General features: G+C 72.2%; 20 protein-coding genes. 13 read left to right on the forward strand and 7 right to left on the reverse strand.

Features of this window, described 5'->3' with window-relative positions:
* Positions 1–696: a response regulator transcription factor gene (locus IF22_RS0127375; RefSeq protein WP_030336918.1), complete on the reverse strand. Its 696-nt coding sequence runs from the start codon at positions 694–696 to the stop codon at positions 1–3.
* A complete protein-coding gene (locus IF22_RS0127380; RefSeq protein WP_030336920.1) occupies positions 693–2,279 on the reverse strand; it encodes an ATP-binding protein in 1,587 nt (528 codons plus the stop codon). Before IF22_RS0127380 ends, IF22_RS0127375 begins: the two co-directional genes overlap by 4 nt.
* A 97-nt stretch (positions 2,280–2,376) precedes the next feature.
* Between IF22_RS0127380 and IF22_RS0127385 the strand changes: the two genes are divergently transcribed.
* A complete protein-coding gene (locus IF22_RS0127385) occupies positions 2,377–3,756 on the forward strand; it encodes a cation:dicarboxylate symporter family transporter (RefSeq protein WP_030336922.1) in 1,380 nt (459 codons plus the stop codon).
* A 299-nt stretch (positions 3,757–4,055) separates the two neighbouring features.
* On the opposite strand, the gene IF22_RS0127395 is transcribed toward IF22_RS0127385, so the two are convergent.
* Entirely contained in the window at positions 4,056–5,099 is a 1,044-nt protein-coding gene (locus IF22_RS0127395; RefSeq protein ID WP_156057921.1) for a DUF4231 domain-containing protein, read from the reverse strand.
* A 145-nt stretch (positions 5,100–5,244) separates the two neighbouring features.
* Between IF22_RS0127395 and IF22_RS0127400 the strand changes: the two genes are divergently transcribed.
* Positions 5,245–5,565, forward strand: coding sequence for a hypothetical protein (locus tag IF22_RS0127400; protein ID WP_245233747.1), 321 nt, complete (start codon positions 5,245–5,247; stop codon positions 5,563–5,565).
* Positions 5,566–5,597: 32 nt separating this feature from the next.
* Here the strand turns inward: IF22_RS0127400 and IF22_RS34040 are convergent, their stop codons facing one another.
* A complete protein-coding gene (locus tag IF22_RS34040) occupies positions 5,598–6,245 on the reverse strand; it encodes a hypothetical protein (protein WP_156057924.1) in 648 nt (215 codons plus the stop codon).
* 183 nt (positions 6,246–6,428) lie between these two features.
* Here IF22_RS34040 and IF22_RS0127410 point away from each other — a divergent pair, with 183 nt between their 5' ends.
* The 4 genes from IF22_RS0127410 (at position 6,429) to IF22_RS0127425 (ending at position 13,596) form a co-directional block, all read left to right on the forward strand.
* Positions 6,429–8,738: a serine/threonine protein kinase gene (locus IF22_RS0127410; RefSeq protein WP_209444609.1), complete on the forward strand. Its 2,310-nt coding sequence runs from the start codon at positions 6,429–6,431 to the stop codon at positions 8,736–8,738.
* 73 nt (positions 8,739–8,811) lie between these two features.
* Positions 8,812–10,224, forward strand: coding sequence for an FAD-dependent oxidoreductase (locus IF22_RS0127415; protein ID WP_030336931.1), 1,413 nt, complete (start codon positions 8,812–8,814; stop codon positions 10,222–10,224).
* An 86-nt stretch (positions 10,225–10,310) separates the two neighbouring features.
* A complete protein-coding gene (locus IF22_RS0127420) occupies positions 10,311–12,500 on the forward strand; it encodes an FUSC family protein (protein WP_036412408.1) in 2,190 nt (729 codons plus the stop codon).
* A gap of 58 nt (positions 12,501–12,558) precedes the next feature.
* Positions 12,559–13,596 carry an aminotransferase class V-fold PLP-dependent enzyme gene (locus IF22_RS0127425; RefSeq protein WP_030336935.1) on the forward strand — a complete coding sequence of 346 codons (1,038 nt, stop codon included), beginning with the start codon at positions 12,559–12,561 and terminating at the stop codon, positions 13,594–13,596.
* A gap of 63 nt (positions 13,597–13,659) precedes the next feature.
* Here the strand turns inward: IF22_RS0127425 and IF22_RS0127430 are convergent, their stop codons facing one another.
* A complete protein-coding gene (locus IF22_RS0127430; RefSeq protein WP_030336937.1) occupies positions 13,660–14,832 on the reverse strand; it encodes an acyl-CoA dehydrogenase family protein in 1,173 nt (390 codons plus the stop codon).
* Between the two features lie 118 nt (positions 14,833–14,950).
* Here IF22_RS0127430 and IF22_RS0127435 point away from each other — a divergent pair, with 118 nt between their 5' ends.
* The 3 genes from IF22_RS0127435 to IF22_RS0127445 are packed head-to-tail and all read left to right on the forward strand — an operon-like array spanning position 14,951 to position 18,260.
* Positions 14,951–15,607, forward strand: coding sequence for a TetR/AcrR family transcriptional regulator C-terminal domain-containing protein (locus IF22_RS0127435; protein WP_030336939.1), 657 nt, complete (start codon positions 14,951–14,953; stop codon positions 15,605–15,607).
* A 56-nt stretch (positions 15,608–15,663) separates the two neighbouring features.
* Positions 15,664–17,121: an aldehyde dehydrogenase family protein gene (locus tag IF22_RS0127440; RefSeq protein WP_036412409.1), complete on the forward strand. Its 1,458-nt coding sequence runs from the start codon at positions 15,664–15,666 to the stop codon at positions 17,119–17,121.
* Complete coding sequence (locus tag IF22_RS0127445; RefSeq protein ID WP_081884075.1) at positions 17,118–18,260, forward strand: alcohol dehydrogenase catalytic domain-containing protein; 1,143 nt, start codon at positions 17,118–17,120, stop codon at positions 18,258–18,260. The genes IF22_RS0127440 and IF22_RS0127445 overlap by 4 nt, the downstream gene beginning before the upstream one ends.
* 6 nt (positions 18,261–18,266) lie before the next feature.
* Here IF22_RS0127445 and IF22_RS0127450 read toward each other — a convergent pair whose 3' ends face one another.
* A complete protein-coding gene (locus IF22_RS0127450) occupies positions 18,267–19,013 on the reverse strand; it encodes a phosphotransferase family protein (RefSeq protein WP_209444610.1) in 747 nt (248 codons plus the stop codon).
* Between the two features lie 198 nt (positions 19,014–19,211).
* On the opposite strand from IF22_RS0127450, the gene IF22_RS0127455 reads away from it, so the two are divergent.
* Both IF22_RS0127455 and IF22_RS0127460 read left to right on the forward strand, forming a co-directional pair.
* Positions 19,212–19,577: a PadR family transcriptional regulator gene (locus IF22_RS0127455; protein ID WP_030336945.1), complete on the forward strand. Its 366-nt coding sequence runs from the start codon at positions 19,212–19,214 to the stop codon at positions 19,575–19,577.
* Positions 19,574–20,950, forward strand: coding sequence for a permease prefix domain 1-containing protein (locus IF22_RS0127460; RefSeq protein WP_030336947.1), 1,377 nt, complete (start codon positions 19,574–19,576; stop codon positions 20,948–20,950). The genes IF22_RS0127455 and IF22_RS0127460 overlap by 4 nt, the downstream gene beginning before the upstream one ends.
* Before the next feature lie 62 nt (positions 20,951–21,012).
* Here IF22_RS0127460 and IF22_RS0127465 read toward each other — a convergent pair whose 3' ends face one another.
* Positions 21,013–21,870, reverse strand: coding sequence for an SPFH domain-containing protein (locus IF22_RS0127465; protein ID WP_030336949.1), 858 nt, complete (start codon positions 21,868–21,870; stop codon positions 21,013–21,015).
* 235 nt (positions 21,871–22,105) lie between these two features.
* Between IF22_RS0127465 and IF22_RS0127470 the strand changes: the two genes are divergently transcribed.
* Both IF22_RS0127470 and IF22_RS0127475 read left to right on the forward strand, forming a co-directional pair.
* Positions 22,106–22,777, forward strand: coding sequence for a transcriptional regulator (locus IF22_RS0127470; RefSeq protein ID WP_245233748.1), 672 nt, complete (start codon positions 22,106–22,108; stop codon positions 22,775–22,777).
* 84 nt (positions 22,778–22,861) lie between these two features.
* A complete protein-coding gene (locus tag IF22_RS0127475) occupies positions 22,862–24,430 on the forward strand; it encodes an MFS transporter (RefSeq protein ID WP_030336952.1) in 1,569 nt (522 codons plus the stop codon).
* Positions 24,431–24,436 lie beyond the last annotated feature (6 nt).

A 24,436-nucleotide genomic window follows, 5' to 3' on the forward strand; every position in this document is an offset into this window, starting at 1 on the left:
TCAGCGGGGTCGGTATTCGACCTCGGGGCGGCCGGGGGTGCCGTATCGGGGGGTGCGCGCGGCCCGGTCGACGGTCACCAGGTACTCCAGATAGCGGCGGGCGGTCACCCGGGAGATGCCGGTCAGCGCGCTCACCTCGGTCGCGGACAGCCCGGCCGCCGCGCGGGTGCCGTCGGTGAGGGCGGCGCGTACCCGATCAAGGGTCTGCGCGTCGAGCCCCTTCGGCAGGCTGTGCCCGGCGGTGCCGCGCAGGGTGGCGAACATCTGGTCCACCTCGTGCTGGGCGGCGACCTCGCCGTCGGCGAGCGCCTGGGCGCGGTAGTCGGCGTAGCGCTCCAGCTTGTCGCGGAACGCGGCGAACGTGAACGGTTTGAGCAGGTAGTGGGTCACCCCGAGGGACACGGCGGTGCGCACCACCGCCAGGTCCCGCGCGGACGTCACGGCCAGCACGTCCACGCTGCTGCCGGCCGCCCGCAGCGCCCGGCACACGTCCAGGCCGTGCAGGTCGGGCAGCCGAAAATCCAGGAGTACGAGGTCCACGCCGCCGCCGTGGTCGGCGCGCAGGGCCGCCATCGCCGCCCGCGCGGTGTGCGCCACCCCGACCACCACAAAACCCCGAACCCGTTCGGTGTACGCGGCGTGCGCCTCGGCCAGCAGCGGCTCGTCCTCGACGACGAGCACCCGGATGTCGGTCATGACCGCTCGATCCGGCTCGGCAGCCGGACGGTGAACCGGCTGCCGCCGTCGTCCGAGCGATCCACCTCGGCGCTGCCGCCGTGCCGGCGCACCACCTGCCCGACCAACGCCAGGCCGAGGCCGCGGCCGGTGCTCTTGGTGGACCAGCCGCGCCGGAACGCGTCGGCGACCCGCTCCGGTGCCAGCCCGGGGCCGCTGTCGGCGACCCGGACCACCAGTTCGTCGTCGGCCGCGCCGACGAAGACGCGTACGCGGCGGGGCGCCGGGGTGCCGGCCACCGCTTCGAGCGCGTTGTCGACCAGGTTGCCGACCACGGTGAGCAGGTCAGCGGTCGGCAGCGGGCTGTCGTCGAGGCGGCAGTCCGGTTCGACGATCAGGTCCACTCCGCGCTCGCCGGCCTGCGCGGACTTGCCGAGCAGCAGGGCCGCGAGCGCCGGTTCGGTCACCGCGCCGACCACCCGGTCGGTCAGCTGCTGGGCGAGGGCCAGGTCGCGGGTGCCGAGCCGGACGGCCTCCTCGGTGCGGCCCAGCTCGACCAGGGTCAGCACGGTGTGCAGCCGGTTGGCCGACTCGTGGGTCTGCGCCTGCAACGCCTCGGTCAGCGCCCGCACCGAATCCAGCTCACTGGCCAGGGTGCGCAGCTCGGTCTGGTCGCGCAGGGTCAGCACGGTGCCGAGCGCCGCGCCCTCGAAACGGGCGGTCCGCTGGTTGGCGACGAGCACCCGGTCACCGGCGAGGATCGGCTCGTCGCGGGCGTCGCGCCCGGAGTCGAGCAACTCGGCCGCCGCGGGCGGCAGGTCGATCCCGGCCACCGGCTGATCGATCACCGGCGCGTCCGCGTCGAGCCCCAACAGTCGGCGGCCCTCGTCGTTCACCAGCGCCACCCGACGATCGGTGGTCAGCACGACGAGACCTTCGCGCACCGAGTGCAGAACGGCGTCGTAGTACTCGTACATCCGGGTCATCTGCGCCGGCCCCAGACCGTGCGTCTGGCGACGCAGCCGGCGGCTGAGCAGCCAGGAGCCCGTCGCGGCGAGCGCCAGAGCCGGCGCGGCCACCCCGAACAGCACCGGCAGTTGGCCGAGCAGCTTACGGTCGATGGCCCGGGTGGTGATGCCCACCGAGACCAGACCGACGAGGTGCCGCTGCTCGTCGTACACGGGAACGACAGCGCGCACCGACTCGCCGAGCGTGCCGACGTTCGTGGTGGTGAAGGGGTGGCCGGCCAGGGCGGGCCCGATCTCGCCGACGAACGGCTGGCCGATGCGCTCGCGGGTGGGGTGTGAGAAACGGGTGCGGTCGGGGGCCATCACCACCACGAAGTCGGTGCCCGTGGCCAGCCGGGTCGATTCGGCGTACGGCTGCAGGATGCTGGCCGGATCGGCGGTGGTGAGGGCGGCGCGGACGTCGGGGGAGCGCGCCACCGTCTGCGCCACCGCGAGCACCTCCTCCTGCGCGGCCTGGCGGGAGTCGCTGCGGGCCAGCCAGACGGCGCCCGCCGCGCCGGCCAGCACCAGCAACGTCACCACCATCGCCTGGAGGGCGAAGAGTTGCCCCGCGATGCTCCACTGGCGTCGGGCCACCTCCACCACCTCCTCGTCGCGCCGCCGTTGCTGCCATCGCGGTGAACAGAATGACCGCAAGGCTGTCAACGGGTGAGACGCGCTTCACATTGTCGACATGGACACCACCACATCCGCCACCACCCCGGCGCCGGCGGTCCGCCGGGACCGTACCCGTTACCTGTATCTGGCCGTCATCGTGGCCGTCGTCGCCGGCATCGTGGTCGGCCTGGTCGCCCCCGATTTCGGCAAGGAACTCAAGCCGATCGGCACCGGCTTCGTCAACCTGATCAAGATGATGATCAGCCCGGTCATCTTCTGCACCATCGTGCTCGGCGTCGGCTCGGTCCGGCAGGCCGCGAAGGTTGGCAAGGTCGGCGGCCTGGCCCTCGGCTACTTCCTGACCATGTCGACGGTCGCGCTCGCCATCGGCCTGGTCGTCGGCAACCTCATCCACCCCGGCTCCGGCCTGAACCTCGGCCCGGACCTCGCCGGCTCGGGCAAGGCCGCCGCCGGTGACGAGGCCGCCGGTACCGCCGACTTCCTGCTCGGGATCATCCCGACGACGCTGCTCTCCGCCCTCACCGAGGGCAAGGTGCTCCAGACGCTGCTGGTCGCCCTGCTGGTCGGGTTCGCCGTCCAGGCCATGGGACAGCGGGGTGAGCCGGTGCTCAGCGCCATCACCGTCGTCCAGCGGGTCGTCTTCAAGGTCCTCGCCATGATCATGTGGCTGGCGCCGATCGGCGCGTTCGGCGCGATGGCCGCCGTGGTCGGCGCGACCGGCGTGGACGCCCTCAAGAGCCTCGCCCAGATCATGGTGGGCTTCTACGTCACCTGTCTGATCTTCGTGCTGGTCTTCCTGGGCGCGCTGCTGTGGTTCGTGGCCCGGATCTCGATCTTCTCGCTGCTGCGTTATCTCGGCCGGGAGTTCCTGCTGATCCTGTCCACCTCGTCGTCGGAGTCGGCGCTGCCGCGGCTGATCGCCAAGATGGAACACTTCGGCGTGAGCAAGCCGGTCGTCGGCATCACGGTGCCGACCGGCTACTCGTTCAACCTGGACGGTACGGCGATCTACCTGACCATGGCGTCGCTGTTCATCGCCGACGCGCTGGGCAAGCCACTCGCTGTCGGCGAGCAGATCTCGCTGCTGCTGTTCATGATCATCGCCTCGAAGGGCGCCGCCGGAGTCACCGGCGCCGGGCTGGCCACGCTGGCCGGCGGCCTCCAGTCGCACCGACCGGACCTCGTCGACGGGGTCGGACTGATCGTCGGCATCGACCGGTTCATGTCGGAGGCGCGGGCGCTGACCAACTTCGCCGGCAACGCGGTGGCGACAGTGCTGGTGGGAACCTGGACCGGCGAGTTCGACCGGGACCGGGCGGTCGGGGTGCTGAGCGGCAACGACCCGTTCGACGAGGCCACCATGGTCGACGAGCACGACGACGCGGCGCCGCGCCCCGACGAGAGGGAGACCGCGCCGGCCGGAGCGTCGGCCTGACGCACGGACGTGGACCGGGCTTCGCGGTGGCCCCGGCCGCCGTGATCCCGGTCCGCGCCGTGTTCTGCGGTCCACCCCGTGATGCCGGTCCACCCCGTGATCTCGGTCCACGTCGTGATCTCGGTCCACGTCGTGATCTCGGTCCGCGCCGTGATCCACTCCGCTTTCTGAATATCGGGGTATCCGAACGGCCCCGACACCGCGCTTTCCTGAAATCCGAGTCGATCTCCGGGCGGCGGGCGGCGATCTCCAGGCGGCGAGCGGCGGGAGCGGGCGGCAAGGGCTGGATGGCGGCGGTGTCAGCGTCGGCGTGCGCGCCACATCGTGTGTTCCCGGGAAATCGCCGTCTCCGTGTCATTCACGAACCGCGACAGCTCGGCTTCCGTACTGATCCGGGTGGCCAGTGACCCCATGGCGGCAAGCTCCTGACTCGCCAGCGCGTAGGCGGTCGCCACCGCGCCGTGTTGCCGCGTCTGGGTCCAGGCCGCGCCGGCCGCGACCGCCGCGGCGGCCACCCCGAGCAGGTCGAGGTCCGTCAGTCCGGCAGCCCTCGACACGGCCAGGGTCACCCCGACGATCTCCAGCACGAGCATGGTCACCGACCAGCGGGTCGCCCGCGCCCGGTTCGCCAGTGACCGTTCGGCGTACCAGGCCCGCTGGGCCTCGAGACGGCCGACCAGGTACGCGGCGCGGCGCTCCTCAAGGGGGGTGGCGCGCAGCGCACGCATTCCGTCAGTGATCTGTTGCCCGGCCACCGCGGGAGCCGCCAACCCGGCGGCCGACATGTCCCCGGTCAGGCCCAACAATCGGTTGGTGAATTCCTGAACGCTGTCCGATTCGCTCTGCGATCGGGGAAAAGGGTCAGCCGCGACGGTGAATCGCCAGGTGAGTGATTTGATGGATTCGGAGAGGGCCCTGCCGACGTACCACCGTTCATTCGGACGATTGGTGAGGAGAAAGACCTCGACGATCGAGGTGGCGGCGAACGCGCCCGCCGCCAGCGCCGGGCCGAGGGCGAAATTGTCGAGCTTCCAGGTGGCGACTCCCGCGACAGCGGCCACCAGGAGCAGGGACAGCCGCAGCGCGACAAGGGTGGCGTACACGCGTTGGCCGCGCTGCGACTCATCGGACACGGCGCGCTGAAACGGGGGAAGATCCTCGGCCTTCAGCATGTCGTTGACCCTCTCGACAGAACATCCAGGACATCGACAGTCGGACGCCAGCCGCTGTAGACAGTAGACACCCCTGTCCACCCCCACTCCCACCCCCCACCCGTCACCCCTGGTGATCAAGAGGTTTGCGTCACGACACACCGGGATGGATGACGGAAAGCTCTTGATCACCAGGGCGGTGGACGTCGATCCGGGTGGGGGCGGGGATGATGTGGGGGTGGAGATTGGGGAGGCACTGAGGTTGGCCCGGTCGCAGTTGTGGTCGGACCGGGCCCGCGCCGGGCGTCACCTGAGCGCTGTCGTTGGGCGGGAACCGGTGGACACCGTGGTGCGGAGCCTGCTCCTCGACAGCGCGAACACCGCGGTCACCGACGCCACCGCCGAGGAACTGCTGCGGCGTCGTGACGCAGCCGGCCTGCGTCTCATCGCGGCAGCGTGGCATGTCGCTGAGCCGGAGCAGGGGGATCATCTCACCGGTTGCCTGAGCGCCGCCTTCTTCGAGCTCGCCTGCGCGGAGCCGGAGGACCGGATGCGTTTTCGCGCCGTGCTCCGGAGTCTGCGGGACGATCCCGACCCGGATGTTCAGGCCGGTGCCCGAGACCTGCTTGATCGAGTCGCACAAGCGCTACCGGACTGAGAGGCAGCAGGCAGCGCCGGGCCGTTCGGGGTTCATGAGGTGACGGGGTGCGGCGTGGCGGTCGTGTCGCAGGGGGTGCCGATGCCGAGGTTGACGCGGTCGGTCCGGCCGTCCGACGTCACGATCAGCGGTACGCAGGCGACCTGCGCGACCCAGGCGCCGCCGACGAAGGCCAGCCACTGCGCCTGCCCACCCTCGGGAGTGCAGGCGTGCACCGTGACGGTCGCCGCGGGCGCGCCGGTGCCGCCCCACCCGAGCCGGGCCCTGTCCTGCCAGCCCGGTGCCACCCGCAGGTCGACGACGGTGCCGGCGCGGACGACGAGCCCCCATTTGGCGAACAGTCGCGCCGCCGGATCGGCCTCCCCGGAATCGCCCGCCGACAGCACCGGGGTGTCAGGCACCGCCACGTCCTCGCCCACCAGTCGGTAGCCGGCCGGCGGCGTCGGCAGCGCGTCGACCGATGGCGTGCACGGCAGCCCGGCACCGCTGGCACCGGTGGCCGGCGCCGACCGGTCGGCCGGAGTTGCCCGATCAGCCGGCGCCGCCCGGTCGGCCGGCGCTGAGGTGGGCTGGCGCGGGTCACCTGCCGACGTGCAGGCGGACAGGACCACCGCCAGGCACAGGCCGGCCACCCCGGCCGCGGCGCGTCCGGTCCGGCGCTCCGCAGAATTCGAATTCATTCGATATTTATAGCAGGAGGCCGATATACGCGTTGGTAACATCGCGGTGGGCGACACTGCTCGTACCAATAGCAGAAATGAACGATCGGTAACCAGTCGATCTTGCGTGTGACATATCCAACTGTCGCTTTTCCAGCCGCCAGAAGAATTGGGTACGTAAACCAGGGCAGGTACCTTCCTGTCGTGCCAGACGCCTCTCGACAGTTGATTGCCGATCGCTATCGGCTGGTCCGTCCGCTCGGCCAGGGCGGGATGGGCCGCGTGTGGCAGGCCCGCGACGAGATGCTGCAGCGCGACGTCGCCATCAAGGAGTTGGTGGCACCGCCCGGCCTGCACGACGACGAACGTCGGGAGATGCGCGAACGGTCCCTGCGTGAGGCGCGGGCCGTCGCCCGTCTGGGCCACCCCAATGTGGTACGCGTCTTCGACGTGCTGCATTCCGGCGGCGACCCCTGGATCGTGATGGAGCTCGTGCCGTCCCGGTCCCTGCAACAGGTGCTCGAAGCTGAGGGGTCGATGTCGGCGGACCGCGCCGCCCGGATCGGGCTGGGCATCCTGGGCGCGCTGCGGGCCGCCCACCGCGCCGGTGTGCTGCACCGGGACGTCAAGCCGGCCAACGTGCTGCTCGCCGACGACGGCAGGGTGGTGCTGACCGACTTCGGTCTGGCCACCCTCCCCGGCGACCCACGGATGACCCAGACCGGAATGGTGCTCGGCTCGCCGGCGTTCCTCGCACCCGAGCGGGCCACCGACGGCGACGTGGGGCCGGCGGCCGATCTGTGGTCGCTGGGCGCCACCCTCTACGCGGCCGTCGAGGGACGTACCCCGTACCACCGCTCGTCTCCGATCGCCACGCTGGCGGCCCTGGCCACCGAGCCACCACCGCCGGCGCGACGGGCGGGTCCGCTGACCCCACTCTTGGAGGGACTGCTGCGCCGGGAGCCGGGTCAACGGATCAGCGCCGAGGAGGCGGACCGGCTCCTGCGCCAGGCCGCCACCCCGGATGTGCCGGCGACTGAGGTGAGCGGGGCCGACGGCGGACCGCTGACCCGGATCACCACCGCCACGGCCGACCTGCCCCGTCCGACGATCGTGCCCGAGTTCGTCCCCGCCGAACCCGGCCCGCCCGCGTCGCCGGCCGTTCCCGACGCGTCCGACGCCCCCGCGGCACCGACTGTCAATGCCGCGCGGGCTGCCCCAACGTCGCCCGCCGCGCCGGCTGCCCCAACGTCGCCCGCCGCGCGGGCCGCCCCAACGTCGCCCGCCGTCGCTGCCGCGCCCATGTCGCCGGCGGTGCCCCCGTCACCCGCTGCCGCCCCGGTGCCCGGGAAGGGTCGTCAGCGTCGGGCGCGGCTGATCGGGTCGATCGGGGCCGCCGTGCTGCTGGTCGTCCTGCTGGTGGCCGCGTCAGTGCTCAAGGGCGGGCTGTTCGGTGACCCGGGTGCCGGCGACGTGGCGGCGCCGGACGTGCACCCGTCGCCGGTCGTCGAGACGCCGGTGTCCAGGGTGCTGCCACCGGCGCCGGCGGGTTGGCGCTACTACCGTGACGATCCGCGCTTCCTCGTACCGGTGCCGGACGGCTGGCAGGCCCGGCGCGACGGTGAGCGCGCCGTGTTCCGCGAGCCGGACGGCAGTCGCGTGCTCGTCGTCGACGAACTCCGGTCCGTCCCCGCGGACCCGCTCGCGCAGCTGCGGGCGCGGGAGACGGCACAACGCGGCCGGTACGCCGAGTATCGGCAGGTCCGGCTCGACGCGCTGCGCTACCAACTGCGGGCCGCCGAGTGGGCGTGGACGTACACCGACCAGGACGGCACGCCGATGCACACGTCGAGCCGGGTGTTCGTCGGCCACAACGGCCACGCGTACTCGATCGACTGGACCACCTCGGCGGCCGAATGGTCCGCGAGCGAGGCCGTCCTCGCGCTGATCACGGATGGTTTCCAGGGCCTACCCGTCGCGGGTGCCCCGCCGTCGCGAGCCGCCAGCGCGCCGCCGTCGGCCAGTGCGCCGCCGCCGTCGCCGGGGACGGGCAGCGGAACGACCACCGCTCCGGGTAACCAGGCGCCGCCGTCCGCTCCGCCACCGTCTCCGACGAAGAGCAGCCCGCCCGCCGGCAAGCAGATCTCCAGCTTCGCCAGTGACCGCTGCATCGACATTCCGGAGGGCAACGCCTACGCCGGCGCGCGACCGCAGATCTGGGACTGTCGACGGACCGCCAAGCAACTGTGGACGTTCCCGTCGGACGGCACCGTCCGCTCGATGGGGATGTGCCTTGATGTCGCCGGCCACTCCACCCAGGACGGGGCGCACGTCATCCTGGCCGAGTGCTCCGGCGCGTCGTCGCAGAGGTTCACCCTCAACAAGGCGTACGACCTGGTGAACACCAAGGCGGACAGGTGCGTCGACGTGGTCGACTCGAACCCGGACAACGGCGCCCGGTTGCAGATCTGGCAGTGCACCGGCAACGCCAACCAGAAGTGGCGGGCCAGCTGAGCGCTGACGGCGGGGGCGCCGGTGGTTACGGTCGTGGATGCCACGCCTTCCCGACCGTCCGAGGAGTGATCGCATGCCCCCCTCTCCGTCCCGGCTCTTCGCGGAGATAGCGACGGCCGAACGACCGGCCGAGACCAGAGTCGTCATGCGACGTGCGGTGGTGCTCGGTGGCAGCATGGCCGGGCTGCTGGCCGCCCGGGTGCTCAGCGATCACGCCGAGGAGGTGCTGATCGTCGAACGGGACCCGTCCGACGTCGACGCCGGGCCACGGCCGGGGGTGCCGCAGGGCAGTCAGGTGCACGCGTTGCTGCCCGCCGGTCAGGTCCAGTTGGAGCGTTGGTTCCCCGGCATCGCCGACGAGGCGCTCGCGCTCGGCGCTCCGCCGCCGCCGCGCGACCCGGGCACGGCGAAGGTCTTCGTGAACGGCATGTTGGGCCTGCCACCCGCGGCGACCGGCACCGGGCCGGCGCTGATCACCACGCGTCCGTTCCTGGAGGCGCTGGTCCGGCGGCGCACCCTCGCCGTCGACAACATCCGGATGGTGTACGGCCGGGCGGAGGGCTTGCTCTTCGACGAGCGGCGGGTCACCGGCGTCCGGTACGTGCCCGAGGGCGGCACCGAGCCCGTCGTCGAGGCGGCCGACCTGGTGGTCGACGCGATGGGACGGTCCAGCCGGTTGAGCGACTGGCTGGCCGAGCACGGGTGGCCGCGTCCGCCCATGCAGCGCATGCCGATCAAACTGAACTACGCCACGGCGCTCTTCAGGCGCGACGAGAAGGTCAGCGACGCGTGGGTGGCGGTCTTCCACACCATGGCGGGCAGGGGGCGTACCGCCCGGATCGGTGGCATCAACTCGGTCGAGGGGGACCGCTGGATCATGCTGGTGGCCGGCTACGACGGTGACCGGCCCAGCCGCGACGTCGCCGACTTCACCGCCCGCTGCCGGGAGCACTACCCACAGATGTTCGGTGACATCGCCGAACACGGGGAGATGCTCGGCGGGGTGGTCACGTACCACCAGGCCGACAGCCGACGCCGCGACTTCCACAAGCTCGACCGCCTCCCCGCCGGGCTGGTCGCCGCGGGCGACGCGGTCGCGTCCTTCAATCCGGTGTACGGCCAGGGCATGACCTCCGCGACGCTGCACGCCTCCTGCCTGTCCAGGTACCTGCGATCCGGGCCGAGGCCGCACGACGAGCCGGCGCGGGCGTACTTCGACCAGGTCCGGGTGGTGGTCGACGCGGCCTGGCAGATCTCCACCACCGCCGACATCGAGCTGCCGCACGTCGACGGGCCGTACCCGCCCGGCTACAAGGTCACCAAGTGGTTCGGGGACCTGCTCTTCCGGGCGTCGCTGACCGACCCGGTGCTCAACGCCCGGCTGGGTCGGGTCACCACCATGCTCGACCATCCGGCCGCCCTGAGCCGCCCCGGCACCCTGTTGCGGGCTCTCCGGCTCGGTCTGCTGGGCAGCTCCCGGCGATGATTCGCCGGTAACCCGCCGCCCGTGGCGGGGCGCGGTGGAGAATGGTGGGCCGGGGAGGGCTGCTGCGACGGACCGGGGGAGCGGTAGTGCTCGGAACCAGCCTCCTTGGCCGGCTTCGCCGCCGTGACCCGGGTGACGTCATCCTGCGACGCGCGGCACGACTGACGCTCGTCGCGTCGGTCGTCTTCTTCGGCTGCCGCTACGGTGCGGGCAACTCCACCCTCGCCACGTACGGGTTGTTCGGCACGATCGCCGCCGGGTCGTTCGCGAAGCTGCCGGGTCCGGCGCCGCAGCGGGCGCGGATCCTCGTGCTGTCACTACCGGTGGTGTGGGCGCTGATCGCGGTGGGCTCGTTCCTGGCGTGGAGCACGTGGGCGGCCGCCGGCGGCATGCTCGTCGTCGGGTTCGTGGTGGCGTTCGCCGGGGTCGGCAACCCGCGCCTGGTGGGGTTGGCGAGCGCGTTCCAGCTCTTCTACATCCTGGCGTCGTTCCCGCCGTACCAGCCGGGCACCCTGCCGGCCCGACTCGGCGGGGTGACGCTCGCCGTCGTGCTGCTCGCCGCGGCGGAGGTCGTCCTCTGGCCCGACCCGGTGCCGGTCTCCTACCGGCAGCGCCTCGCCGCGGCGGCGGACGGCCTCGCCGCCTTCCTCGACGACACCGCCGCCACGTTGACCGACCCGCACACCGCCGGGGCCGACCGGGACACTCGGCGCGCGCGGGCGTACGACGCGATGGCGGCGATCGAGCTGGGCCGTACCCCCGCGACGTGGGCGCCCACCGCGGCGGGCGCGCAGGACCGGGCGTTGCGGATCTGCGCCGCCGCGCTGCGGGAGGCGCTCGTCGAGGCGGACCGGCTGGCGGCGGACGCCCCGCCGGAGCCGATTCCGGACCTGGCGGCGGCGCGTCTGCTGCGCTCGTGCGCGGAGACGACCCGCGTCGCCGGCCGGAGCCTGTCGCCGGGTGCGCCGGCGGTGACCCTCGCCGACCTGGACGTCGCGGTCGCACGGGCCGAGGCGGCGTACCCCGTGGGAGCGGGCAGCGTCCGCGACACGCCGGACGTGCAGCGGTTGTGCCGCGACGCCACGGCGCTGGCCCTCGCCGACCAGGCGCGGGTCTTCGCCGTCGGTTGCCGGGTGGCCGCCGGGGCGCGGCTCGACGACCCGCACGCCTCCTCGGGGCTGTTCGAGTACGCCCGGCACAGCCCGTGGACGCTGTACTGGTGGCAGTTCCGCTCCCACCTGGCGCCGCGCTCGGCCCACCTGCACAGCTCACTGAGGCTGGCCGTGGCCCTGGCCATCGCCCGGGTGGCGGCCGGGGTGTTGCACCTGAACCACGGCTTCTGGGTGCTGCTGGCCACCCTCACGGTCCTGCGCACCTCGGCCGCCGACACCCGCACCGAACTGCGGCCGGCCGTGCTGGGCACGATCATCGGGGCGGTTGTCAGCGGCGGGGTGATGCTCGTCGTCGACGAACCGGTCGTCTACGCCGTCGTCCTTCCGATCACCCTGCTGCTGGCCCTGGGGGTTGGCCGCCTGCTCGGTCCGGTGTGGCAGCAGGCGCTGTTCACGGTCCTGCTGACTGTCGTCTTCGCCCAACTCGGCCCGGAAGGCTGGCGGCTCGCCGAGGCCCGCCTCGTCGACGTGCTGCTCGGTACGGTGATCGGCGTGCTCGCCGGGGTGGCGATGTGGCCGCGCGGCGCGGGCCACGACCTGCGGCACAACGCCGCCCGCTACCTGGCGGTCAACGCTGACGCCGTCGATCAGACGGTCCAGGCGGTGCTCGGCGCTTCGCCGCCACCCGACGCCGCGCTCGACCGGGTCCGCCGCCGGATGGTCCTGGTCGACGCGTCGTACTGGCAGTACCACTCCGAGCGGCACGATCCACGCCGGCGGCAGGTGAACTGGGGTGCCGTCCTGAGCGCCGGGCACCACGTCCTGCCCGGCGCACAGTCGCTGCTGCGCCGCAACCCGCCCGGCTGCCTCGCCGGCTGGCCCGAGGCGGCGGCGCTGCTGGCGGACTCCGCCGGCCGCCTGCGCTCGGCGTACGACACCCTCGCCGACGAGGTCGCCCACGGCCGGACAGCGGGCCCGGCACCGGTCTCGATGACCTGTGTCGACCAGCTGGACCGGATCCGTCCGCTGCTGCGCGGGGCCGACCTGCAGTCCGTCCGGCACCTGGTGGAGGTCGATCGGTGGCTCGCCGCTCTCGCCGACAGCCTCAGCCACATCCAGCGGCCCACCGCCGACGAGTCGGCCGGACGCCGCCGGGAGCCGTGAGGCCGCGGGTCGCGGATTGGCAGTCCCCGTCGCGCCGGGCTCGACATAGCGTCGAGGCATGGAGATCGAGCAGGCGCAGAAGCTGTGGCAGCCGGAGCCGGGCTGGTTGAACACCGCCAGCTACGGGCTGCCGCCGGAGCCGGCGTGGGCGGCGATGCAGGAGGCCCTTACCGCCTGGCGGGTTGGTCGTACGTCGTGGGAGGGCTGGGGCGAGTCGACGCACCGGGCCCGGGTAGCGTTCGCCGGCCTGATCGGGGTGCCGGTCGGTGACGTGGCGGTCGGCGCGGCCGTGTCCCAACTCCTCGCGCCGGTCGCGGCGGCGCTACCGGCCGGTGCCACGGTGGTGGTCCCCGAGGTCGAGTTCACCTCGAATCTCTTCCCCTGGCTGGTGCAGCGGGAGCGGGGTGTCACGGTCCGTACGGTGCCGCTGGACTCGCTGGTCGACGCCATCGACGCCGACACCGACCTGGTCGCGTTCAGCCTGGTGCAGTCGGCCGACGGGGCGGTCGCGGCGTACGACGAGATCGTGGCCGCGGCCCGCGCGCACGACGCTCTGGTGGCGGTGGACGCGACGCAGGCGTGCGGGTGGTTGCCGTTCGACGGCAGCCGGGCCGACGTGGTGGCGGTGGGCGGCTACAAGTGGCTGATGAATCCGCGGGGGACCGGGTTCGCCTATCTGGCGCCCGCGCTGCGGGAGCGGCTGCGCCCCGACGCCGCCGGCTGGTACGCGGGCGGCGACCCGCACGCCTCCTACTACGGTCCGCCGCTGCGGTTGGCCGACGACGCCCGCCGGTTCGACATCTCACCGGCCTGGTTCAGCTGGGTCGGCGCGGCGCCCGCCCTGGAGGTGGTCGCCGAGATCGGCGTGTCGGCGATCGGGGCGCACAACGTGGCACTGGCCAACCGGTTCCTGACCGGGTTGGGTCGGCCACCGGGGGAGAGCGCCATCGTCAGCGTGGACGTGCCCGACGCGCAGCAGCGCCTCGCGGCGGCCGGCATCCGGGCGGCGGTGCGCGCCGGCCGGGTCCGGGCCTCCTTCCACATCTACTCCACCGAGGCCGATGTGGACGCCGCTCTGACGGCGTTGACCGGCTGAGATCCGCCGTCGGGGACGACCGGGCGCGCACCCGGCCGTCCCCGACGGCGTACGGCATCCGGCTCAGGCCAGGTGGCCGCCGATCTTCGTGTAGCCGCGCAGCAGGTCCCGGGAGATGATCAACCGTTGCATCTCGTCGGTGCCCTCGAAGATCCGGTAGAGCCGGACCTGCCGGTACCAGCGTTCGATCGGCAGCTCCCGGGTGTAGCCCATGCCGCCGTGGATCTGGAGCACCCGGTCGACCACCCGGTTGACCATGCCGGCGCCGTAGAGCTTGCCCATCGACGAGGCGTGCCGGGGGTCCAGCCCTTGGTCGACCGTCCACGCGGAGCGCAGCACCAGCCAGCGTGCCGCCTCCAACTCGGTCTCCGAGTCGGCGATCATCCACTGGATGGCCTGGTTGGTGCCGATCGTCGCGCCGAACGTCTCCCGGGTGTTGGCGTAGTCGATGGCCATCTGCAGGACCCGCTCGGCGATGCCGATGGCGTGCGACGGGATGGTGTAGCGGCCCTTGCCGATCCACTCCATGCCGAGCGTGAAGCCCTGCCCGATCTCGCCGAGGATGTTGCGGTGCGGCACGCGGACGCCCTCGAAGATCAGCGACGCCGGCCCGCCCTCGCCCATGGTCTGGATGAACTCCGAACGCCAGCCCATCGACCGGTCCACCAGGAACGCCGTGGCGCCGCCGTTGCGGGCGCCCTTCTCCCGGTCGGTCACCGCGACCACGATGGCGAAGTCGGCGTCGTGGCCGCCGGTGATGAAGGTCTTCTCGCCGTCGAGGATCCAGTCGTCGCCGTCGCGGCGGGCGGACAGCCGGATGTTGGCCGCGTCGGAACCGGCGCCCGGTTCGGTGATCGCGAAGCAGGAGCGGCGCTCACCCTCGATGGTCGGGATGAGGAACTCCCGCTTCTGCTCCTCGGTGGCGTGGAACAGGATGTTGTCCGCCTCGCCGCCGAAGCGGAACGGCACGAACGTGCGGCCCAGTTCGGTCCAGATCAACGACTGGAGGACGGCCGGCAGGTTCATCCCCCCGTACTCTTCCGGTGTGGCCAGGCCCCAGAAGCCGAACTTGCGCGCCTTGAGTTGCAGTTCCCGCACCTCGGAGTGGTCCAGGCCCGGCTGGTGCGCCCGTTCCCGGCGGAGCACCTCCGCCTCCAGGGGCATCACCTCGCGGGTGATGAACGCGCGCACGGTGTCTCGGACGGCGCGTTCCTCGTCGGACAGTGCGAAGTCCACGGTTCCCCCTCGGTCGGCGTGGCGGTGCGCCGCTGCGGGACGCAGCGGTCACATCTAAACTAGCGGTGTAAGTTTTCATTCGTCCAGACCCCACGACCCGAGACCCTCGAGGAGCGCAGTGCCCCGACCCCGCCAGCCCCGGCTCACCCGGCAGCTGATCGTCGAGAGCGCCACCGCGCTCATCGACGCCGAGGGCCTGCCCGCCTTCTCCACCCGCCGGCTCGCCGCCGAACTGGGCGTACGCGGGCCGTCGCTCTACAACCACTTCGCCACCAAGGACGAGATCCTCGACGCGGTCGCCGACACGGTCACCGGTGCTGTCGACACCAGCGGCTTCGTCAGCCGGGACTGGGTCACCGCGCTGCGGGACTGGGCCTGGTCGTACCGGCGGGCGCTCACCGCGCACCCGAACATCGTGCCGTACCTCGCGCAGGGGCCGGGTCGTCGACCGGCCGCCCTCGCGATGGCCGACGCGGTCTACGGCGGGCTGGTCCGGGCCGGCTGGCCGCCGGCCCGCGCCACCCACATCGGCGCGGCGTTGCGCTACTTCGTGGCCGGGTCGGCGCTCGGCTCGTTCGCCCGCGGTTTCGTCGAGGACCCGGAGTTGTACGCGGCGCACTACCCGCACCTGCGCCAGGCGCACCGGCTCGCCGAGCATCAGCAGAGCGTCGACGAGGGCGCCTTCGCCCTGGGCCTGGACTCCCTGCTGCACGGGCTGGCCGCCGAGTACGCCCGCACCGTCGACCCGGTGGAGTCCGCCGGGCCCACCGGGTAGCGTCCAAACTCCCAGCGCTAGTTTCATCGCCCATCGCCCACCCTCGAAGGGACGACATGGACCTCGCCGCCGCCCCGCCGTCGCAGTTGCCCGACCCCCTGCGCCTGCGGCCCCACCTGCACGTCGACGGGGAGTGGACGTCGCCCGCCGGCACCGACCTGATCGACGTGGAGAACCCGAGCACCGGGGGGCTGATCGGGCAGGTGCCGGCCGGCACCCCGGCCGACGTGGACCGCGCCGTGGCTGCGGCCCGCGCCGCGTTTCCCGGCTGGTCGGCCGCCGCCCCCGCGCAGCGCTCCGCTCACCTCGACCGGCTGCACACGGCGCTCGCCGCCCGGGCCGACGATCTCGCCCACACCATCGCCGGGGAGCTGGGCGCGCCGCTCAAGCTCGCCACCCGGGTGCAGGTCGGGCTCCCATTGACAGTGCTGCGCGACCATGTGGCGCTCGCCGCCCGGGAGCCGGTCGAGGAGCACATCGGCAACTCCCTCGTCGTCCGCGAGCCGATCGGCGTGGTCGGCGCGATCACGCCGTGGAACTACCCGCTGCACCAGGTGATGGCGAAGCTCGCCCCGGCCCTGGCCGCCGGTTGCACTGTGGTGCTCAAGCCCAGCGAGCTGACCCCGTTGACCGCGTACCTGCTCTTCGACGCGGTCACCGAGGCCGGTCTGCCGCCGGGGGTGCTGAACCTGGTCAGCGGCACCGGGCCGGTGGTCGGCGAAGCTCTCGCCGGGCACCCCGACGTCGACCTGGTCTCGTTCACCGGCTCCACCGCCACCGGCGCGCGGATCATGCGGCTCGCCGCCGACCGGATCGCCCGGGTCGCGCTGGAGCTGGGCGGCAAGTCCGCCAACGTGATCCTCCCGGACGCCGACCTGGCCACCGCCGTCAAGGTGGGCGTCGGCAACGCCCTGCTCAACTCGGGTCAGACCTGCACCGCGTGGACCAGGATGCTGGTGCACCGCGACCGGTACGACGAAGCCCTCCACCTGATCGCCACGGCGGTGGCCGGCTACCGGCTCGGTGACCCGTTCGACCCGGCGACCCGGCTCGGCCCGTTGGTCTCCGCCGCCCAGGCGCAGCGGGTGCGCGGCCACATCGACCGGGCCGTCGCCGACGGCGCCCGGCTGGTCGCCGGTGGACCGGACGCGCCGGTGCCGGCCCGGGGGCACTTCGTCGCCCCCACCGTCTTCACCGACGTGCACCCCGACAGCGCGCTCGCCCAGGAGGAGGTCTTCGGGCCGGTGCTCGCCGTCATCCCGTTCGCCGACACCGACGAGGCGGTCGCCATCGCCAACAACTCGAAGTACGGGCTGGCCGGCGCGGTCTGGTCCGCTGACACGGACGCGGCGCTGGCGGTGGCCCGGCGACTGCGCACCGGCGCCGTCGACATCAACGGTGCCCCGTTCAACCCGCTCGCCCCGTTCGGTGGCTACAAGCAGTCCGGCCTGGGCCGGGAGTTGGGCGTGCACGGGCTGGCCGAGTTCTGCGAGCTGAAGGCGATCCAGCGATGACCGGCGGCGAGCTGTCCCCGGCCGCGCCGGGCGGCGGCACCGAAGCGGCGTCCGCGCCGGTCACGGTTCGCGCGCTGGTCGCGCGCGGGTCGGGTGCCGAGCTGCGGGTCGAGCGGGTACGCCTGCCCGCGCCCGGCCCCGGCGAGGTGCGGGTGACGATCACGGCGGCCGGTGTCTGCCACTCCGACCTGTCCATGGTCAACGGCACCCTCGCGGCGAGGTTCCCGCTGGTGCTCGGGCACGAGGCGACCGGTGTGGTGGCCGAGACCGGGCCGGGCGTGCAGGTGGCCGTCGGCACCCCGGTGGTGCTCAACTGGGCACCGGCGTGCCGGGCCTGCTGGTGGTGTCGGCGCGGCGAGCCGTGGCTCTGCGCCGCCACCACGGCCCCGACGGTGGCGCGTGGCGAGACCGACGACGGGGTCCCGCTGCACCTGACCCTCGGCCTCGGCGCTCTCGCCGAGGCGGTGGTGGTACCCGAGCGTGCCGTCATCCCGATCCCGGCCGGGCTGCCACCCGAACAGGCCGCACTGCTCGGCTGCGCGGTGCTCACCGGCGTGGGTGCGGTCCGGAACACCGCCCGGGTGACGCCCGGCGAGTCGGTGGCGGTCGTCGGGCTCGGTGGCGTCGGGCTCGCCGTGCTCAGCGCGGCCCGCCGGGCCGGTGCCACCACGATCCTGGCCGTCGACGTCGCGGAGGCGAAGCGGGATCTGGCGCTGGCCGCCGGGGCCACCGACTTCCTGCTCTCCGACGATCGGCTCTCCAAGGAGGTACGGGCGCGCACCGAGAGCCGTGGCGTCGACCACGCCTTCGAGTGCGTCGGCCGGGCGGCCACCATCCGTGCCGCCTGGCGGCTCACCCGGCGCGGCGGAGCGGTGACAGTGGTCGGGATGGGCGCGAAGGACGACATGGTCAGCCTCGGCGCGCTGGACATCTTCCACTCGGCGCGCACGCTGCGCTCCTCGGTGTACGGATCGTCCGACCCGGATCGGGAGGTGCCGATGCTGGCTGCCGAGCTGGCCGACGGCGCACTGGATCTGGGGGTGCTGGTCAGCGGCACGATCCCCTTGGACGAGGCGCCCACGGCGTTCGACCGGCTGGCCCGGGGCGAGGGCGCCCGCTGGGTGGTCACCCTCAGCTGACGCCGGTCACAGCCGGGATTTCAGGACGTCGACCTCGCAGCCTGGTGCGAACGGGTCGAAGCCGTGCGCGACGAGCCAGCGGATCGCCAGCAGGCTGCGCGCTGACCACCAGCCGCGGATGACGTCGAGGTCGACGTCGGCGCGGTAGCCGGCGAGGACGTCGGCGAGGCGTTCCTCGTGCCCGAGCGTCAGGGTGGCGAGGTCGAAGAGGGCGTCGCCCCGGCCCGCCTCGGACCAGTCGATCACACCGGTGATCTCGTCGCCGTCGACGAACACGTGGGTGATCTGCAGGTCGCCGTGCGTGAACACCGGGGTCCACGGTCGGAGCGCCGCCTCGGCGACCTGGCGGTTGCGGGCGACCAGGTCGGTGGGGAGGACGCCGTCGCGGACGAGCCACTCGCACTCGGCGTCGAGCTGTGATGTCAACTCGGCGCGGTCGCGACCGGGCCACGGCGGTAGTGGCGCGTCGTGCAGCTTTCGAACGGCGGCGCCCACTGCGGTCCACGCCGCCGGCGACGCGGTCGACGGCTCGCCGAGGCGGCCGAGTGCCGTACCGGGCAGGGCGGCGAGCGCGAGCACTGGCGGCTGGCGCCAGAGGACCTCGGGAGTCGGGACCGGCGCGATGGCCATCGCCTCGACCTCGACGTCGGTGCGCCCCGAATCGGCGTCGATCTTCAGGAACACGTCGCCGATGCGCAGGGTGGCGCGTTCCTGATGGGCTACGACCACCTTGACCTCCGGCACACCGGCCATTGTGGTGACCCGACCATCGGGATTCGACTGATTTTCCACGGGAGGCGGTGGTGGCCAGGTGCCCGGGGCCGACCCGGCGACCGCGGTGACGAGAGTCGTGCGACTGGCCGGAGGGTCCGCGCCGGCGCTGAGGTTGCGTCAGGCGCTATGCCTAGCAGTACTATGCATCGTACTTCTAGGTTTGGGGCGGGAGGTTTCATGAAGGTCGCCAAGGACCTGGTCGCCGCCTCGGCGACCCCGATGGTGCTCGGCATCCTGGCCGAGGGCGAGAGCTACGGCTACGCCATCCTCCGGCGGATCAACGAGCTGTCCGGGGGTGAGCTGGACTGGACCGAAGGGCTGCTGTATCCGTTGCTGCACCGACTTGAGCGCCTCTCCTATCTGGAGTCGAGCTGGCAGTCGGTCGCCGGTGAGCGCAAGCGCAAGTACTACCGCATCACCGACAGCGGCCTGGCCGAGCTGGCCGAGCAGCGCCGGCAGTGGGACACGGTGGTGGGCGCGCTCAAGGAGATCTGGCAGGACCGCGCGCCGCTGACGGTGCCCCCGTTGGGGGGCCTGGCATGACGGCACCCGACGGCCCGCAGGAGTTGGAAGCGCAGTTCGCCCAGTGGCGCCAGTACGTGCTCCGCCGCCGGGAGTTGCAGGCGGTGGACGCCGACGAGTTGGAAGACCACCTGCGCGGCTCCGTCGACGAACTCGTCGCCGCCGGCCTGAGCCCCGACGAGGCGTTTCTGGTCGCGGTGAAACGGATGGGCAGCCTCGACGAACTCTCCCGCGAGTTCGCCCGGGAACACTCGGAACGGTTGTGGAAGCAGTTGGTGCTGACCGGCGACTCCGCCGGCCCGGCCGACGGCCCCCGCGCCCGGCGGGACCTGTGGGTGATGCTCGCCTGCGCGGCGGGCGCGCTGGTGTCGGTCAAGGTGCCGGTGCTGTTCGGGCTGAGCTTCGGCGAGGACGGCGCGTTCTACGCGCGGAACTTCACACTGTTCGCGTTGCCCTGGCTGGCGGCGTACCTGGCCTGGCGTCGCAGCGCCCGACGGCCGGTGATCGCGGCACTCGCGGTCCTCTTCGCTCTCGGCGCGGTGGCGGCCAACGCCTACCCCCTGGCGGACGACTCGCAGTCAGTGGTCGTCACCAGCGTCCACCTTCCCATCGCCCTGTGGCTGGTGGTCGGCCTGGCCTACGTCGCCGACGACTGGCGCTCGTCGCGTCGGCGCATGGACTTCATCCGGTTCACCGGCGAGTGGTTCATCTACCTGGTGCTGATGGCGCTCGGCGGCGGCGTGCTCGCCGCGTTCCTGTTCAACACCTTCGCGGCCATCGGCATCGTCCCGCAGGAGTTCGTCTCGCAGTGGCTGCTGCCCGGTGGCGCCGCGGCCGCCGTCGTGGTGGCCGGGTGGCTCGTCGAGGCCAAGCAGAGCGTCGTCGAGAACATCGCGCCGGTGCTCACCCGGTTGTTCACCCCGCTCTTCACTGCCGCCCTGCTCGCCTTCCTCGTCGCTGTCGTCTGGACCAGCCACGGCATCGACGTCGAGCGTGAGGCGCTGCTCCTCTTCGACCTCCTGCTGGTCGTGGTGCTGGGGCTGCTGCTCTACTCACTGTCGGCCCGCGATCCGTCGGCCCCGCCCGGCCCGTTCGACAAACTCCAACTCGCGCTCGTGGTCAGCGCGTTGGCCATCGACGTGCTGGTGCTGATAGAGATCACCGGGCGCATCACCGACGACTACGGCGGCACGCCCAACCGGGCGGCAGCGCTCGGCGAGAACGTGATCCTGCTGGTCAACCTCGCGTGGTCGGCGTGGCTCCTGCTGACCTTCATTCGCCGGCGTACGCCGTTCGCGGCGCTCGAACGGTGGCAGACCGGTTACCTGCCGGTGTACGCGGCGTGGGCCTGGATCGTGGTGCTGGTGTTTCCGCCGCTGTTCGGCTTCGCCTAGTCGGCGAGCGACCAGCCGCGAACCGGGGCCGGCCCTCCCGCCACGGGTGGGCCGGCCCGCTGTCACTTGCCGGTGACGATGCCCGGGTTGATGCACAGCCCCGGGTTCGCGCCGTTCTTCTCCGCGATCTCCAGGCAGCGGGTCACCTTGTCCACCTTCGCGTTGGTCTCGGTGATCTGCTTGGAGATCTCGGCGTTCTTGCGGTCCTGCTCCAGGTTGCGGGTCTGGGCCAGCTTGTCCTGGAACGCCTTGATGTTGCCCTCGGTCTTGTCGTCGTGGTTGACCCGGGTGATGGTCACCGAGAGGATGTCCACGTCGCTGGCGAGGCGGGTCTCCGCGCTGGTCTTGATGTTCGCGGCGAACGGCTTCAGGTCGACGTTGAGGTCACCGGTCTGGGCGTCGATCTTCTCCAGCGGGTTGTACGCGGCGAAGGCGTCGTTCACCGCGCTGTCGAGCTGCACTCCCACCCGCTGACCGCGGAAGCTGCCGAAGTCGCCCTTGTAGTCCATGAACTGCTTCGGCGCGTTCTCCGGCTTGACCTGCCATTCGACGAGCACCTCGACGCAGGCGTCGGCGAGGGTGCCGGTGCGCACGCGTACGCAGTTGTTGCCGCCGATGTGGTCGTACTTCTGCCGGCCCGCGTCCCACTCGCCGACCTTCTGCCAGGGCGCCACCCACTTCAGGCCCGATCCGGTCACCTCGCCGGTGGGCTTGCCGAAGCTGGTGACGATGCCGACCGAGCGGATGGGCACCGAGTGGGCGCTGGAGGCGATGCCGACCACCAGGGTGAGGGCGAGAAGGCCGAGCGCCGCGAGGGCGGCCGTCCGCTTCAGCGGCTTGGCCGAAGCGACGAGGGCGACGACGGCGCTGACCGCCAGGGCGACGGCGAAGACGATCGCCATGGTGAAGCCGACAGGCATGGGGTGAGGACCTTCCGCTGAGCTGTGTGGATCATCAACGTACGAGGGCAGGTCAAGCCGGTGGTCCGGGGGGACCGGCCTGGTGACCGGCCTCGCCGTGCCGCCGTCGCGGGGCGACGCGGCCGATATCCCTCCGGCCGGATGCCCGTCGCCGGCGAATCCCACGACAGCGCATCCACCGCGCGCCGTTTCAGCGAACCATCGGGTAGGAAACGTCTACCCGGGGGTACGTGTGGTGCTGAGCGCTTCGATGCCGGCGGATGCCGTGGAGGTCGCGTACAAGCGCGTCTGTCTGGCGGCTGAGGACCTGGACAGTAACCGTGTCGCCACTGTGCTGCTGGAGATGGCGCACGCGTGGGGCGTCGAGGCGCTCTGGGAGCAGGTCTGCGGGCCGCTGCTGGCCCGGATGCCGGGGCGGACCGCCGCCGAGATCGCCGTCGAGCACGCCCTGAGCGAGGGTGTCCGGGTCGGGATGGACGTGTACCGCCGGGAGCCCGGCCGGTCCCTGCCCGCGGGCGGGGTGTTGCTGGCCGGCGCCGAGCAGGAGGCGCACTGCCTCGGGCTGCACGCCCTCGCCGCCGCGCTGCGCGAGCAGGGTCGCGGCTGTCTGAATCTCGGCCCCGCGCTGCCCTGGGGTGCGCTGGCCAGTGCGGCGCACCGGGCCCGACCCCGCACCGTCGTGCTCTGGTCGCAGACGCCGCTCACCGGCCGCGCGTACCGCCTGCTGCGCTTCGCCCGGGACTTCCCGCGCCTTCGGGCGTACGGCGCGGGGCCGGGCTGGATCGAGCCGCTCGGCAAGCCGGCCGTGCGGCTCGGCACGTTGGCGGACGCCGTCGCCGCCTGCCTGGCTGTCGCGCCGGGACGTGACGCCCACCACATACGATACGGATCGGTCCCGTATCGTTAATGCGCGTCGTAGGCTGACTCGCGTTACGAGTCTGACCCGTATCGTATTTCGTCGCGGGTGACCAGCGTGGGGGGAAAGCCAGGAATGGAACTGCAGAACAACACCGGACACCCGAGGCGGTGGGCGATCCTGGGGGTGCTGGTGATCAGCCTCCTCGTGGTCGTCCTCGACAACACGATCCTCAACGTCGCCCTGCGCACCCTGGCCGACCCGGTGCACGGCCTCGGCGCCAGCCAGGGTGAGCTGGAGTGGTCCATCAACTCCTACACCCTCGTCTTCGCCGGGCTGCTGTTCACCTTCGGCGTGCTCGGCGACCGCGCCGGCCGCAAGCGCTTCCTGATGATCGGTCTGTTGGTGTTCGGCCTGGCGTCGCTGCTCTCCGCGTACGCCCAGAGCCCCGGACAGCTCATCGCGGCCCGCGCCCTGATGGGGGTCGGCGGCGCGGCCATCATGCCGGTGACACTGTCGATCATCTCCAACGTCTTCGACCCGCGTGAGCGCGGTCGGGCCATCGGGGTCTGGGCCGGCGCTGTCGGCCTCGCCGTGGCGATCGGCCCGATCCTCGGCGGCGCGCTGCTGGAGCACTTCTGGTGGGGTTCGGTCTTCCTGATCAACGTGCCGGTGGTCGCCGCGGGCGTGGTGCTGGTGGCGCTGCTCGTCCCCGAGTCGCGTGACCCGCGCCCGGGCCGCATCGACGTGCTCGGCGTTCTGCTCTCCGTGGTCGGCCTGGTCGCCCTCTCCTACGGCATCATCGACGGCGGCGAGCACGGCTTCGGCCGCCCGCTGGCCTGGGGCTCGATCCTGGTCGGCGTCGCGGTGCTGGCCTGGTTCGTGCAGCACGAGCGGCGCAGCGACCACCCGTCGCTGGACGTCCGGCTGTTCAAGGTGCCCCGGTTCGCCGCTCCGGTCGCCATCGTCGGCCTGGTGTTCTTCGCCGCGATGGGCTCGATGTTCTTCGGATCGTTCTACCTGCAGCTCGTGCGTGACTACAGCCCGTTGCAGACCGGTCTGCTCTTCCTGCCCTTCGCCGGCGCCCAGCTGGTCTTCGCGCCGCGCAGCGCCACGATGGTCCGCCGCTACGGCGGGAAGGCCGTCGCCGCCGTCGGGTTGGTGCTGACCGCTGTGTCACTCGGCGCCTTCGTCTTCATCGGCGCCTCCACCCCGATCTGGATCGTGCTGCTCGTCTTCCTCATCCAGGGCGCCGGGATGGCCAACATCATGCCGCCGGCCACCGAGTCGATCATGTCGGCGCTGCCCCGGGAGAAGGCCGGGGTGGGCTCCGCGGTCAGCAACACCATCCGCCAGGTGGCCGGCGCGCTCGGCGTTGCCGTCCTCGGCTCGGTGCTCTCCGCTGTCTACCGCAGCGACATCGGTGACGCGCTGACCGGCCTGCCCACGCAGGCCCAGGACGCGGCCAACGAGTCGATCTCCGGGGCGTACGCGGCGGCGGGCCAGCTCGGCCCGGCGGCGCCGGGGCTGATCTCGGCGGCCAACGACGCCTTCGTCACCGCCATGCACTGGGCGGCCGGGCTCTCCGCGGTGATCGCCGCGCTCGGGATCATCGTGGTGCTGCGCTGGATGCCGGGCAAGGAGGAGACCAGTGTCGCCCCGGTGACGCCGGTCGCCGAGCCCGAATTGGCCGGCACGGCCTAGGTGCGG

It is taken from the genome of Micromonospora parva, from assembly GCF_000718515.1.
GTDB classification, from domain to species: domain Bacteria; phylum Actinomycetota; class Actinomycetes; order Mycobacteriales; family Micromonosporaceae; genus Micromonospora; species Micromonospora parva.

Excerpts from the sequence above, each read along its gene's own strand:
- IF22_RS0127375 (WP_030336918.1), bottom strand. The coding sequence starts at position 696 with ATGACCGACATCCGGGTGCTCGTCGTCGAGGACGAGCCGCTGCTGGCC.
- IF22_RS0127385 (WP_030336922.1), top strand. The coding sequence starts at position 2,377 with ATGGACACCACCACATCCGCCACCACCCCGGCGCCGGCGGTCCGCCGG.
- IF22_RS34040 (WP_156057924.1), bottom strand. The coding sequence starts at position 6,245 with ATGAATTCGAATTCTGCGGAGCGCCGGACCGGACGCGCCGCGGCCGGG.
- IF22_RS0127415 (WP_030336931.1), top strand. The coding sequence starts at position 8,812 with ATGCCCCCCTCTCCGTCCCGGCTCTTCGCGGAGATAGCGACGGCCGAA.
- IF22_RS0127425 (WP_030336935.1), top strand. The coding sequence starts at position 12,559 with ATGGAGATCGAGCAGGCGCAGAAGCTGTGGCAGCCGGAGCCGGGCTGG.
- IF22_RS0127440 (WP_036412409.1), top strand. The coding sequence starts at position 15,664 with ATGGACCTCGCCGCCGCCCCGCCGTCGCAGTTGCCCGACCCCCTGCGC.
- IF22_RS0127445 (WP_081884075.1), top strand. The coding sequence starts at position 17,118 with ATGACCGGCGGCGAGCTGTCCCCGGCCGCGCCGGGCGGCGGCACCGAA.
- IF22_RS0127450 (WP_209444610.1), bottom strand. The coding sequence starts at position 19,013 with ATGGCCGGTGTGCCGGAGGTCAAGGTGGTCGTAGCCCATCAGGAACGC.
- IF22_RS0127455 (WP_030336945.1), top strand. The coding sequence starts at position 19,212 with ATGAAGGTCGCCAAGGACCTGGTCGCCGCCTCGGCGACCCCGATGGTG.
- IF22_RS0127460 (WP_030336947.1), top strand. The coding sequence starts at position 19,574 with ATGACGGCACCCGACGGCCCGCAGGAGTTGGAAGCGCAGTTCGCCCAG.
- IF22_RS0127465 (WP_030336949.1), bottom strand. The coding sequence starts at position 21,870 with ATGCCTGTCGGCTTCACCATGGCGATCGTCTTCGCCGTCGCCCTGGCG.
- IF22_RS0127475 (WP_030336952.1), top strand. The coding sequence starts at position 22,862 with ATGGAACTGCAGAACAACACCGGACACCCGAGGCGGTGGGCGATCCTG.